9 protein-coding genes are annotated in these 14,362 nt (G+C 43.1%); 6 read left to right on the top strand and 3 right to left on the bottom strand.

All coding sequences use genetic code 11. From position 1 onward, the window contains the following. Positions 1–4 precede the first annotated feature (4 nt). The 5 genes from fucO (at position 5) to I6L53_RS17015 (ending at position 6,916) form a co-directional block, all read left to right on the top strand. Positions 5–1,156: a lactaldehyde reductase gene (gene fucO / locus I6L53_RS17035; RefSeq protein WP_042324719.1), complete on the top strand. Its 1,152-nt coding sequence runs from the start codon at positions 5–7 to the stop codon at positions 1,154–1,156. A gap of 713 nt (positions 1,157–1,869) precedes the next feature. After that, positions 1,870–2,448, top strand: a complete 579-nt coding sequence (locus I6L53_RS17030) for a fimbrial protein (RefSeq protein ID WP_042324716.1) — start codon at positions 1,870–1,872, stop codon at positions 2,446–2,448. Positions 2,449–2,502: 54 nt separating this feature from the next. Next, positions 2,503–3,204, top strand: a complete 702-nt coding sequence (locus I6L53_RS17025; protein ID WP_072015758.1) for a fimbrial biogenesis chaperone — start codon at positions 2,503–2,505, stop codon at positions 3,202–3,204. After that, complete coding sequence (locus I6L53_RS17020) at positions 3,194–5,773, top strand: fimbria/pilus outer membrane usher protein (protein ID WP_217124952.1); 2,580 nt, start codon at positions 3,194–3,196, stop codon at positions 5,771–5,773. The genes I6L53_RS17025 and I6L53_RS17020 overlap by 11 nt, the downstream gene beginning before the upstream one ends. 9 nt (positions 5,774–5,782) lie before the next feature. Next, complete coding sequence (locus I6L53_RS17015; RefSeq protein WP_198034313.1) at positions 5,783–6,916, top strand: fimbrial protein; 1,134 nt, start codon at positions 5,783–5,785, stop codon at positions 6,914–6,916. A 491-nt stretch (positions 6,917–7,407) separates the two neighbouring features. Here I6L53_RS17015 and I6L53_RS17010 read toward each other — a convergent pair whose 3' ends face one another. Then, complete coding sequence (locus I6L53_RS17010) at positions 7,408–7,614, bottom strand: hypothetical protein (protein ID WP_042324713.1); 207 nt, start codon at positions 7,612–7,614, stop codon at positions 7,408–7,410. 393 nt (positions 7,615–8,007) lie between these two features. Here I6L53_RS17010 and I6L53_RS17005 point away from each other — a divergent pair, with 393 nt between their 5' ends. Then, entirely contained in the window at positions 8,008–8,817 is an 810-nt protein-coding gene (locus tag I6L53_RS17005) for a hypothetical protein (RefSeq protein ID WP_084196657.1), read from the top strand. Positions 8,818–8,998: 181 nt separating this feature from the next. Here the strand turns inward: I6L53_RS17005 and I6L53_RS17000 are convergent, their stop codons facing one another. Both I6L53_RS17000 and I6L53_RS16995 read right to left on the bottom strand, forming a co-directional pair. After that, positions 8,999–12,631 carry a YobI family P-loop NTPase gene (locus I6L53_RS17000; protein WP_042324710.1) on the bottom strand — a complete coding sequence of 1,211 codons (3,633 nt, stop codon included), beginning with the start codon at positions 12,629–12,631 and terminating at the stop codon, positions 8,999–9,001. Between the two features lie 294 nt (positions 12,632–12,925). After that, positions 12,926–14,164 (bottom strand): IS110 family RNA-guided transposase, encoded by a 1,239-nt coding sequence (locus tag I6L53_RS16995; protein WP_042324709.1) that lies wholly within the window; start codon positions 14,162–14,164, stop codon positions 12,926–12,928. Positions 14,165–14,362: the final 198 nt, after the last annotated feature.

The raw sequence follows: 14,362 nt of genomic DNA, 5'->3' as shown, positions 1-14,362 counted from the left end.
AATCATGACCTGGAGAATGATACTTAATGAAACTGCCTGGTTTGGCGCCGGCGCGATTAACCATATCGTTGATGAAGTCAAACGCAGAGGATACAAAAAAGGGCTGGTGGTGACGGATCGGGTACTGGTGGAGTGTGGTGCGGTGGATAAAGTCACCTCTCTGCTGACGTACGCTGGGCTGGAGTTTGACGTTTTCGCCGACGTTCTGCCTAACCCGACTATTGCCATGGTACAGAAGGGGGTTGAGGTATTTAAACGCGCTTCGGCTGACTACCTGGTCGCCATTGGCGGCGGATCTCCACAGGATACCTGTAAAGCCATCGGGATTATTATTAATAACCCGGAATTTGCCGATGTTCGCAGCCTGGAAGGATTTGCCGCCACCCGGAAGCCCAGTGTTCCGATTATCGCTGTGCCAACCACTGCGGGTACCGCTGCGGAAGTGACTATCAACTATGTCATCACCGATGAAGAGAAGCGGCGGAAATTTGTTTGTATCGATCCGCATGACATTCCGCTGGTTTCGATCATTGATTCCGACATGATGGCCACCATGCCGCCAGCCTTAAAAGCCGCCACCGGGATTGACGCGTTGACACATGCGATTGAGGGATTCACGACCCGAGGGGCATGGGAGATGACGGATATGCTGCATCTGAAAGCGATATCGTTGATTTCCCGTAGCCTGGTCGATTCCGTGGCCGGTAAATCTGAAGGAGGCGAGGGGATGGCGCTGGCGCAGTATATTGCCGGGATGGGCTTTTCTAACGTGGGGTTAGGTCTGGTTCATGGGATGGCACATCCATTGGGGGCGTTCTATAACATGCCCCACGGTGTTGCCAACGCCATTCTGCTGCCGCATGTCATGGAATGGAATGCCGACTATACCGGGGAGAAATATCGCGACATAGCCCATGCGATGGGAGTAGAAAATGCGCATAGCGTTAACCTTGCTGATGCCCGTAGGCTGGCTGTTGATGCTGTGCGCGCATTGTGTCGTGAGGTAGGCATTCCTCAAGGGCTTACCCTCGCGGGCGCAAGCAAGGAGGATATTCCTCAGCTGGCGCAGGCGGCTCTGGACGATGTTTGTACGGGCGGCAACCCACGAACGGCCTCTTTAGAAGAAATTAAAGCGCTCTATGAACTGGCGATGTGACAGTTTTCGGAAATTTGGCATCGTACTAGAGATAGAATAATGTATGTTCTTATAGAACAGCTATGAGAATGTATACGAGTTAAGGTACCTCTGGTTTTTGTAAATAATGCAGAGGTACCTGTGAAGCCTGTTTTGATAGACAAGATAAATAGTGATTTAATTTCATGTTAAAGCCGCCTTGGGGATTTTCTTTGTGATGGGAAATATCCTAAATCATATCTTTTTTTGACTGTTCAAGCTGGTTTTCTAATTAATTTCAATCTAAACAAAGGATAAATGAGCTTATTTAAACGATGCTGTCAGATATGTGATATGTGACTATATTGTTGTTTCGTGTTTGTCTTTTGTATTGCTACGCTCTCACTGGTTATATGTTTAACATTATGATTATAAAGTAATTATCATCTTTTCTGTTAACGATATGATCTGATTCAACGATAGAAAAACGAACGATGATAGGTGTTGCCTATCATGTGGTGCGGAATTGATCAGTTATATCTTTTTGCGGGAATTTTATAATCACATGTATATTCTAAATCGACGGTATGGCTACGGTTCCTTTTTCTTTTAGTGAAAAATCTATTTTGAAAGAGTAAGTTTACCGTTTTTTTTATTTTCTATTTCCTCCTTATGTCGTTCAAAGAGGGGTGCGCAGGTGTTTAACGTGTGCACGGTTTTTTTATGGTCTTAATTTTATAAATGGAGTTTTATCCATGCAGATGAAATATGTCTCATTATCTGCCTGTTTTGGTATGGCGCTGTTATCCATACCGGCAATAGCGTCAGATACCGGAACCATCACTTTCACGGGTTCCATTGTTGGTACCACATGTAATGTGAATATTGGTGGCGCAGGAGAGAATGCTGATGTTTCTCTACGTTCCGGGAATGCCACTGCTCTGGTTGCTCCAGGGTCAACCGATGGTGATACCCGTTTTTCACTGCAGTTGAGTGGCTGCGCAGGAGGGGCACCGGAAGCCACCGCGGCGAAAGCCTTTTTCCAGCCTGGGAGTACCGTTACGGCGGACGGGCGTTTGATGAACACTGCGGTTACAGATGCGGCATCAAACGTCACATTGCAGCTTCTGGATGGACAGGATAACAGTGTGATCAACATTGGTGACTATTCGCAAACCACACATTCTGCTGGGTACGTCAATATCTCTGATGCACTTTCAAGCGGCAACGATGGAACGGTAGAGCTCCCTTATTACGTACGGTACCACTCTGAGGGTAGCGTGACAGCCGGAGCGGTCACATCGCAGGTGACATACGCCATTACTTACCAGTAAAACCAGTACAAAAAGCGAGGGATATTTCCCTCGCTTGACAGGGAGTGTGGGCCTATGAATTTCAGCAAGATAACGGTATTTACCGGGATCGTAATGGCTATGTTGACGTCACCAGTGCTATCCGGTGTGGTCCTTGATGGTACGAGAGTGATTTACCATTCCGATAAACGTGATATCACGGTAAGGCTGACTAACATGGGGGAGCGTCCTGTACTGGTCCAGAGCTGGCTGGATAAGGGTGATGAAAGTGCCACGCCAGATAAGATTGTTGTTCCTTTTATGCTTGCACCTCCGGTTAATCGTATTGAACCGAAAAGGGCGCAGTCTCTACGTATCAGTACCGTTCGTGGGGCTTCTTTACCTCAGGACCGTGAGTCTGTCTTTTGGCTTAACGTTCTTGAAATCCCGGCAAAGCCTGATACTGCAAAAGCGGGTGATAACTATCTGCAACTGGCAGTGCGTACTCGCATTAAATTGTTCTGGCGTCCAGTGTCTTTATCAGGGGAGGCGTGGCAGGCTCCTGAAGGGATGGTATGGACGGCTGAAAACGGAGGCCTGAAAGTACAAAACCCGTCGTCGTACCACATCTCGCTTATTGAAGTCGCCTTCAATGGAAAAAAGTATGGCACCGACATGATTCTACCGCGTGAAAGCCAGACAGTCCCAATCCCCTCCATTGCATCTGGTCACTCTGTTACGGCGGTCTGGCTTGATGACTACGGTGCACGTCGTGAGAAGCGTTTTATTGTTAATTGATATGGCCTGCTATCGATATTGGTTTGTTTCATCCGAGGCTGACATGAAAGGACTAACGTTCCCCGGAACTTTGACATATTTGTCATTTTCACTCTTATCACTTTGCTTAAACTCGAGTCGCCTGTATGGGCAGGATAGTCGTCAACTGGAGTTTGATGAATCTTTCTTGCAGACAGGTGAAAAAGAATCCATTGATTTGGGGCGTTTCTCGTATGGGAGCGCAGCTTTCCCTGGTCGATGGGAGACGAGAATTTACCTGAATAATGAGTTGATCCAGATCCAGGAGGTCTCATTTGTCACCAGTGCAGATAGCAAGGTTCGGCCATGCCTGACGGCAGACCTAATTTCGGTTCTTCCTCTTAATCAGACGAAACTTCCCAATGGACTATTTGAGGATGCATCAGAGAGATGCATGGAAATCCCGGCATTCATTCCTGATGCCCGCGTCTATTTTGATAGTAGTGAGCAGAGTTTGCATATTGAAGTTCCTCAAGTCTGGGTTAATCGATTAGCACGAGGTACGGTTCCACCTTCGTCATGGGACAATGGTGTCCCGGCAATGTTGATCGGTTACAACGTGAATGGCTATCAGAGCAACAGTGCGGGCCATACCTGGAAAAGCGTCTACGCTGGACTAACTGGCGGACTCAATATGGGGAGTTGGTATCTACGACATAATGGCTCCTGGCGGTGGGACGAACAAAATAGTGCTCACTACCAAAGTATTAATACTTACCTGCAGCGGGATATTGCGCAAATTAAAGGGCGATTGCATGTAGGCCAGCCAAACACATCTGGCAGGTTGTTTGACACGCTTTCGCTGTCTGGAGTGACACTGGAGAGTGATGAACGGATGCAGCCGCAGTCGAGACGTGGATATGCTCCTGAAATTCGGGGTATTGCTCGTACCAGTTCGCAGGTAACCATACGGCAGAACGGCAATTTGCTGTATGAGACCACGGTCAGTCCCGGCGAATTTGTGATTGATGATTTATATCCCACAGGCTACGGCGGAGATCTCGATGTGACTATTCGGGAAGCAGACGGTTCTGAGCAAAATTTTCAGGTTCCTTACAGTTCTGTAGTACAGCAATTACGGGCCGGAGTTTCTCGTTATGAATTTGCCATGGGTGAACTGCGCAGCAATTACTTGCGACGTTCACCGCCTCTTACACAGGCAAGCTGGCAGTACGGGCTGAACAATACACTCAGCTTATATGGCGGTGCACAGGGAAGTGAGCACTATATGTCGGGACAGGCTGGCGGTTCTGTTGCCCTTCCTTTGGGGGCGATTAGTCTTGATGTGACGCATGCTCGTAGTGAACTGGGCCACGATGTAACTCGCACAGGGGAAAGTTATCGTATCAGCTACAACAAAAATGTTACGGAAACCCGCAGTAATTTCTCTCTCGCGGCTTATCGCTTTTCGACTCATGGCTATATGGATTTACTGACGGCGATGCAGGCAAGAGAGTATCTCAGTGATGGCGAAAGCGTGGAACGTCTACGGAGGACAAAAAGTCGCTATAGCCTGACAGCGTCTCAGGGATTGCCTTCAGGCTGGGGACAGTTTTATCTCAGTACTTCTCTGCAGAACTACTGGAATGCCGGCGGAATCGATAAGCAATATCAGATAGGTTACAACAATCGCTGGCAAAAATTGATTTGGGGTGTTAGTGCAAACCGAAGCTATAGCGCAACTGGCACCTCCAGAGACAGTTTCATGCTTAACATGAGTATTCCTCTAGGCAGTGATTTCCGTTCACCTGTTGGACGTCTTAATTATGTCAGCAGCAGCGGTGGGCAGTATAGCTGGCAGGCTGGCGTGAGCGGAACAGCGGGGGAAGAAAGCGAATTTGGCTATGGAGTCAGTGGTACGAGCGCGAATAAGGGAAGCGGTAGCAGCGGTGCGGCAAATGGTTCCTGGCGAACCTCATTCACGTCATTGTCCGGCAGTTACAGTTCGGGCAGACATTATCACAGTGCCTCCGCTGGAGCCAGTGGAACCTTGATCGCACATGAAGGTGGAGTGACACTGTCCGCTTATCAGGGAGAGACGTTTGCTCTGGTGGAGGCAAAGGGTGCTCACGGGGCTAAAGTCAGTGGCTATAACGGTGTCGTGGTAGATCGTTTGGGATATGCCGTGGTGCCGCATCTTAATCCCTATCAAATGAATAACGTAGCTATTGATTTGCAGGGAACAGAAAGTGGTGTAGAGCTGGAAAATACGTCTCAGCAGGTGGCCCCCCGGGATAAAGCTGTCGTTAAGATGCGCTATCAGACACGTTCTGGAAGACCGCTGCTAATAAGCGTCTCCCATCGCAGTGAACCCCTACCGTTTGGTGCTGAGTTGCGTGACGAAAAGTCTGCTCTGGTCGGTTATGTGGGTCAGGGCGGTCAGGTTTACGCCAGGGTTGAAAATGCGAGCGGGCGACTGCGGGCATTATGGGGCAATAAAGACGAGCAACAGTGCTTTCTCAATTATACATTGCCACCGGAAGTTATTCGTAACAAGGGATCTGAATTATATGAATTCAGCGCTGAGTGTCTCAGCAATCAGGAAGGATAAGGATACATAATGTATAAATTAGTCAGTTGTCTGTCTGGCGTTCTGATCATGTATATTCTGACGTTGGGTACCGCAAGCGGAGCTTGCTCACTGGACGGAGGACAAGTCGGAGTGGGGCATGTGACGATACCTTTACAAGGAAGTCTTGAAACAATAGCCTCGCCAGATTCATATGGTTCAGGAGTGGAGAATATATTCGCCCTGAATTTATCTGTCAGGTATAATACATCTGTTTCCTGTGAAAATAAATTGTATCGTGTTTATGAAATAACAGATATACCTCAGGGTGTATTATCGCCGAGGACATTTCCGGCAGGGCTAGAAAATGTGGAGGTATATTTCTTTTCTCCATTTTCCTACCCTGCATATGTATCACCGGCAGTCGTTCCTGTTGGTTCTGTCGAGTCAGTCGATATAAGATTAAGGAAAACAGATGCAAGGCGTCCTGCATCAGGCGGTATAATTAATGGAAGTTCATTGCCATCGGGGCGATTTTATGTCACCGAATCGCCTACTGGTGAATTTGATAATACAGCGGTTGAAGTTTTCACTTTCTCATTCAGTGGTTCACTGACATTGCATACGCCAACCTGTAATGCTGTGAATAAAGATGTATTCTTGGGTGATTATACTCCGAATGATTTTTCCGGTCCGGATACGGGGACTGCGTGGGTTGACGCCGGTTTTACGGTTGTTTGTGATTCCTCGTTTTATGGCGGATATTACTCGATGTCAAATATCACGCGTGACGATGAACAGTCAAGCTGGCAAAATAATATATATTCACAAGGCAGATATAACAACACAGCATCAATTTCTATCTCTCCAGTGTATGGCTGGAACGAAGATGATGACAACTATATTTACATGGGGAAATCCAGAGGTGTCATGCATATTGCAAAATCAGTGGGCAGGAGTGCAGTCGGGGTAAGTATACAGTTAAGTGATGCACCGGAAGATAGATTTGTTAGCTTTAACGATCCTGAAGGGGCAGCACGCATGCAAGTGATAACTACTGATGTTATAACCCCTGGCATGAATAGTTTTACTATTCCGTTATTTGCCAGGTATCTTCAGACTCAACCAATAGTTAAGCCTGGGGAGGCGAATGGAAGAATAATATACACATTGAATTACAAATAAAATATTACACCAGTGCCAGATGCAGAGGAGGGTAACGTGATTGTTGAGGATAATGTATTGCCTTTGATTTTGCTTTAAGTGAACTCAAAAAAATGGCAGAGAGGTCGTCAGATCAGAAATCATTCCGTTTTATTCCTGCTATGTGGGTACAAACACGATGCTGTTGAAACATACTCGCTGATTTTTCATTAGTCAGTATTTCTGGAAAAAATGATAATTTATATCTAAAGCATCATATCAACTATTGTGATTGCATTTCGCGAGTTATTGAAAAACTAAGGGAGGTACAGGATAATAATGACCTTCCGAAGTGCGAGTTTTGCCTGTTTATGACAAAAATGCGCCTTGTTGACAAACTTACACTCAATGCAATTGCATGCCTTGATACGTTTGCCGATGCTTCGCTATATCTGGGGTTGAACCAGAAGTCGAACTGTTTGAGATTGTACAGTATATTAAAACGTATCAACGTTAAAGAACGAAGGTTATTTTTACGCTGGTATAAATACATGCTCATTCACTCGGATATATTTCGCCAAGCGAACCTCGTCAAATAGGGACTGACCGTTACCAAGGCGAAGAAAGGAGGCATCAAAATTTATTTCAACGGATTCTTCCGCTACGACGTTAAACGCAAGAGCATATAAAGCAGAAACGGACAAAAGCGCCGATTTGCCAGGCAGTGCAATTCCCTGCATAGATGACATCTCCAGGACAGACAACAAATGGGCTACTAAACGGTAAAACTCTGCGAACGGATGACACCGGAATCATCAATCCATTCAACCTTGATTGTGTTGCAGCGCCCTGAGCAGGGGCAGTTTGGATATCGAAAAATCTTGTACGTTAAGGTATTTTTTTATACCCCTGTCTGCGGTAAGGGAACTTGATCACGTTGATAGGCAGCTACGAGCGAGGAGCGGAAGTAAGCATGTACCTGCTAATGCGAAAAATCACTAACGAAACATTGGATCCCCATTGTTGCCGATCTTTAGTGGCGTTCAAGATTAGCCCCAATCCTGATTATCATTTGATTACACTGACTGAAATGATATAAAACCTAATTATCTGATATTTGTAGGGGTTTAGTAATGTCACTTCCTGTTCCTTTTGGTGCAATCGTTACAGTAGTGAAGAAATGCTGGTCTACTCTTACCCAGATAATGCTGATAAAAACTTATCAACTCTCACATGAGCGCTGGGCAGTCAGACACAGGCTAGGGGCGAGCTGGCATTCCTTAGGGAATTATTTGGAGTACAGTCTACGATTTGCTCAGTTGACAGATAAAGAACCTCGTTGTTCACGTATTGCTTTCAGAAGCAAAGAGGAACGACTGCAACAAGTTGAACTTGTTTTTGAAGCCATTGGCAGTGGCTTACGCTACCAAGAAACACTATGCATTCATGATGTAAATAACTCACCGATAATATTAACGCTTTCAAATATTCCTACACTTGATGTACTTATTCTAGAGGATGGATTCGCATTTACGGTTGAACAGTACCAGTTAAAATATTGCACGATCAAATTGATGACTGGTGAAAGTATATCTATTGACAATTCGCCCAAATATTCGCTAATGCAAAACTGGTGTCTCAATGATACATGGAAACGGCGTTGGGGTATCATCTGGAACTGTAATGCAATTGAATGTGCCCGAAGGCGTATTGCTGAATATTGGAAATGGGGCTTTTGTCTGCCGTTAGTGGGACGCCCCCCGTTATATTCACCATCGCGAAAAGGTATTCATCTGTTTGAAGCAAAACCGTTACGCTGGTTTATGACACGCCCATGGTGTCTGAATGTCCAGTTTTGGACGGCAATTTGGTCAGGACTGTTTATTCTCAGCGATGAGAATGTTTTGCAATGGCGCTGGAAAGAGCCACCACAACAAGACTAACTTCCACGAAGGCCGTCCGCTCTGAGCGAGAAGCGGACGCTCGCATCTATCTCAACACACTGAGGGCTTCACGAACACCTAGCTGTATTCGTCCACTGGGAAAAGTCAGATTAGCTATGTAAGTTTCAGCGTAAAAATTGGGCACTATAAAAGTACCCAAACTGTAGAAAAATATATAATGCTATGTCTCTGAGTCAAACATAGAGCGCTGCCTTGTTATTTTATAGTAAATGGGATTTTCTTCATCCACCTCAAAATCAGAGAAGAAGCGGTTATCTCTTAATGCTGTTAATAAACTTTGATTAGTTGAATCAACTTCAATTTTAGGTTTGCCTCGCCCCAAAATTTTACTGAACTCCGATAAACCAAGCAGATCAAGATACTCTTTGCAAGTCGTCTTACTCAAATCCTTACCCGGCAACAAAGCGATTAGCAGTGCTATTTTATTCTGCATACTCAGTCCCTCTGCGACAAACAGGTTTTTAAGTAACGGTTCAGAAACATCATTAGGGCTTGCTATCAATGCTGATATATCCTGTATTGCTCGACTCAAGATGAGCGACTGAGTAGAGGTTACCCAAGTTTTATAAGATGACGTCAAGATTAGAAGTTCATCTGGTTCAAAATTATTCTCTAAAATATAGTCATTAACTAACTGAGGGTAATTCTTACCATGAATAGCCAACGGTGTTTTAACAAACTCGAGTAGTTTAATTTTTAAATCATCATCAACTTGCCAAGAAAGTATTGATATAGCCTCATCCAAAATAAAGCTATCAGTTGTCATTAATTCAACGTATACCCTGATATTCTTATCAATATAATAGGAAAGTTGCTCCGAATAGTTATCTCGTATGAAGTTAAGTGAAACAATACTCATACGAATAATATTTTTATCCACTAATATTTTGAACTTATCACCCGCGATATTACTAGCACTAAAGGAGTTTTCGTAAATAAGATTTAGTGAACAAATTAACTTTTCATATTTATCATTTGATAAATCATTACAGATAACAATCGACTTAAATAATTTATCTTTAAGCTCATTATCAATGTTAATATTTTGAAAATTCAGCTCTGCATCAGTTCTATTGATAAATTCGATAAGTGAGCCATCCAGTCCATCAACATGTTCAAAATAAGAGACAATATTTTCCTCAGAGCAAACTGCTCTATCTTTATCCAGCAAAGATGACCATAAGGATTCGCTCTCAACCTCACTCAGAGAGGTCACGAAAACTTGCAAAGAGTTTATATACTGGCCTTTTTGTTCATCAGATATTTTCTCATTATTAAGAACGGATAAAACAATGGCTTCATCATCCAAGATTGAACCATCACAACTAGATAAAACCATATCCAGATAGTCACTAATATGGTTATTAACATAACTAGCTAATGGAGAATCAGGCTGTGACATCACTAGTGTATAGTTCTTATGGCGAATATCATCTTCACTGTTAAGCGTGTAAACCTTACTCAGCATTAAGGTCAGGTTGGCAAAGTTAATATCATAAAGTGAATGCTGATAAACCGCATCAAAGAGTACTTTATTTGCGTTTTTAAATTTAATACTGACAAAAGAGACGTTAAGCAACTTAAAACCACTAATTAACTTGTCAACCTTCGGTTCTGATATTGCTAAATAATCCGCAGAATTAGAGAGGTACTCAGTCAGACAATTATCAATGTTAATGGCCTCAATGGTGTTATTGGCAGAATAATAAAACGTGCCTATAGAGTAGAGTTTAACCCAATCAGCAGAAAATTCACTCTCTGTCAGCGCATAAGAAAAAAACTCAGGCCACTGCGTATTTAATCGATTAATGAAGCCAGGCTGAGCCCTCTCAGTTTCAAAGTAACCGCGAATAAACTCAACTCTTCTTTCTTTCCTTAGCTGTTTGAATAAACGTTTTATTAAGTTTACTTGGGCAGGCGTTTGAAGCAGATAAGCTAATAGATCAAAATTGAGCGCCTCTTCCTGTTCAAAATCCACTTCTCGAAGGCGGGCAACGACCAGTTTTGGGTTCTTGAGTTGATAAGTGAACTCTTTGCCTTTTTGATCGGTAATGCTGCGTAAAAACATCTTATCAATACGACTCAGGCTATTTTCATAAAAATAGGTCATATAGTCGGTGTAGGTTTCATCAATATAGCCATCACGAATAAGATATTTAAGTAAGTCAAAATACTCACTACTTTTTATTTCATTAAAATCTCTTTCCTCTCCAATTTCATTGGTATAGGTGAGTTTAAATATTTCATCAATATTTTCTCTTGTTATTATTTCTTTAAGTTTTTTATTCCTGGAATCAACCAAACTCTCTCTTGATCTTGAAATAAGCTCATTGATTTCTTCTATTTTTCCATTGAATTTGTTTTCTACATTTTCTTTTCTAGCCGCCCTTCTCTTCGCTATATCAGCTTTCTCAGTCTGATAATAGTGAGGATGATTATTATATCTGGATAATTCCTGATCATATATAGCATCAACCTCCTGACTAGAAATGAGTATTTCATCATTGATTACATCAATCTCCTTTTTCCTGTCACTAATGTCTTTTTCTATTTTTTTTAATTCCTCAATAATAAGATTGTCTTTTTTACTAAATATGGTAAAAACCATACCTTGATTAAGTTGCAACTCACTAAAATCCCGTGGAAAAATATTCTTATAGGCAATGATAGCCAACATTTTATTACAATCAAGCTCAGTCGTATTTAACTTATTATAATAAATCTGAAATTCATTATATATATTCTTCAATATTCTCATGTCATCAATATATAGCGAAACCCCTTGTAGAAATCTTTCATCGAACAAATTGAGAATACCACCATCATCAAAATGTGAGATAAACTGATCGTAAGAGTTAGAACTATCAACAACAGGAATAACTGGGATAATATAATCAAAGAACTTAGTTCTATCCTTAGAAATAAAGATATCATCACGAAGCAAGTAAATAAAACGTAACGTCGATTTCTTGTGTCCTGCTAGGGTCCGTTGAATATTAACCAGCCTATTCACCTCATGAAGACGTTCAAAGATATGATTGCTATTAAAACGGTCCATATCTTCAAAAATAATAGCGTCAGCATCAACGTTCTCGAAAAGGTATAATACTTCATTTAAATACCGGTCAAAATAAGACTCTTCACTCTCTTCAAAAATCTCTATTTCATTACCCTGTACATTTATTTTCTTAAAGACATTACGATTCTTTTGGGTTTTTATTAGTTTATAAATAAAGATAAAAGACAGGATAGTAACTATAAAGCCGCTAATTAAAAGCGTATCGTGCCTAGTCGATAATGTTAGTAGTGTCTTTAAAACGCCATCAGATAAAAGTGAAACAAACTCATCCCACTTATTAAATAGAGTGATATGCAGTACCGTTGCGATAAGTAATACCGTGAAGATAGTATTTATCACAATGTTGCTCGTTTTTATTTTTTTCTTTACTTTAAAATGCGTCTGGGGAATGTCATCAGCATTAATTTGGTGAATTAACTGGTTAAGAATTTTACCTTCTAACGCTGTTTCACTTATGGCTTTACTAGGTTCATTAGTTTCAGCTTCCTCCGTCGCTCTAAAATGGGCAAGTGAAATATGAACAAACTTTATATTCGAATGACTTTTCTTATATGATTCGACAAGGCTACTTTTTCCTGCGCTATATTGCCCTGATATTGCAATATTTTTTAGATCGTCATTGGCAAAAACAAAATCTATCGCATTTTTATATATACCCAGCTCAACATCGCTGATCGGCGTTAACTTTTGAAATTTATAGCTGTCATCACTCATTGATATCCCTTCCCCATATTCACCGAGAGAGCAACTTCTCAGAGTTAATCAAACAAAATCATACAGATAAAAATTCGCCCTATTATAGCAGAAACAATGCTAAAGATTAGTCAAAGCCTCGTTGTTCTTCTTCTCCTATCCCTCTGATTTTACGCTAAATATTACCTCTGCAACGTGTCCAATACTTTTGCCTTGGGTTTGCATTCCTTGATATTTACTAATAAAGCCATATGGATCAAGACATTTACGAAGTAGCAACGTCCGCTTCACGCCCTGAGACATTCGACAAGCTTTTTATGGCTTCAGTAAGGGTGACTTTCGCGCTTCCAGTGCCAGCAAGTATTTCGCTTCGTCGTACCGGGTTTTGGTCTTCCAACAACGGTAAATGATCCTTATCCATTTAAACGCCAGAGCCCGGATAGCTGATTGATGCGATTTCCCTTTTTCTCGCTGGCCCTGGTAATAAAGTCTGGCCCAGTACGATGAGTTAACCGTCTTCGCAGTCCATTCCACGAATGTCTGTCGGACGAACTTTGTGCACTGCCAACGCCAGTGTACCCAGGATTTTTGACCACTTCGCTCGGTTACTGGTGCGATGCCAGCGTAGTTTTGAATTTCTTCTGCGCTATTGAAGCGGTCGCGGTTATCACCCAGTGCGGCAAGCATCCGTGGGCCCATACACGGTCCCATTCCAGGGAGTGATTTGAACAGTTCTGCATCCGGAAGCGTATCGAATAAGGATTCAATACGTTCGTCGTAGGTTCTGATTAGGTCGCCTGCCAGTTTGATTTGGGATGCAAGTGCTGTTGCCATCAATGCATTTGCCTCGATGACAGTTTTATCTGTGGTCAGGGGAATAGCGCTGGCAATACTTGCAACCCGCTGTTCGGTATATGCAACAGCAGGACCACCTTTAGCGTTCATAAAATGACGGACAGTATCGCTGCGAGCCCGTTTGAGTTGTTGCAGGCTCGGCCAGCGAATGATTAGCTCGCAGAACAGTGAGCTGTCCCGATGAGAGAACCATTCCAGGGGCTGGGGGTAATACTGCTTCAGTGTGTTGATGAGCCGATTAACAAAGCGACGCTTGTCTTCGACCAGCAGTCGGCGCTGCTCAACTAATTGCTGGAGTAATCGGATATCCGGATTGTCGGCTTCAATGGCTTTTATCTTGTGGGGATAACGTAGCATCAGGTCTAATGCCAGCTCAGCATCCTGCGGATCATCCTTCGCACCGCTGGGCCAGAAAGCCTGTCGGTAGCGGGCCAGTGACAAGGCGTGTATTGGAAAAACAGTGACAAATGGGTACTTCTGGAGGGCATACACTACCGGGCCTTTCTTCAGCTCAATGGCAATAGCAATCCTGCCTTTCACCCTCTGGTGTAACTCATTGAGCCAGATATCAAGCGCCTCAGGCGTATGTTCAATCACATGGAATATGCGATCACCGTTTTTAAACTGAACGCAGACATCATGTTTTTTATCCGCCCAGTCCAGACCAACATGAGCAGCAAACTGATCTTTCGCAGTCATCACCAACTCCTTTTATCGGGGATTGGTATGCATTCCACGCTCTTCGAAAGAAATATAGTCAGCAGTTTTTCTGCATGCCCTGAGTATTCGTTAGCGAACGTGGAGCACTTACTGGCTCGAAAGCAAAGCGGCAATCATCAAATCACATGATTCTGGCACAATATTCGTAACCAATAAGCGCATACCCTGAATCACTTA

Origin of the sequence: Citrobacter farmeri, assembly GCF_019048065.1 — a bacterium.
Classification (GTDB): Bacteria; Pseudomonadota; Gammaproteobacteria; order Enterobacterales; family Enterobacteriaceae; genus Citrobacter_A; species Citrobacter_A farmeri.
The sequence above is the reverse complement of the archived record's forward strand: the minus strand, read 5'-3'. Positions and strand labels throughout refer to the sequence as shown.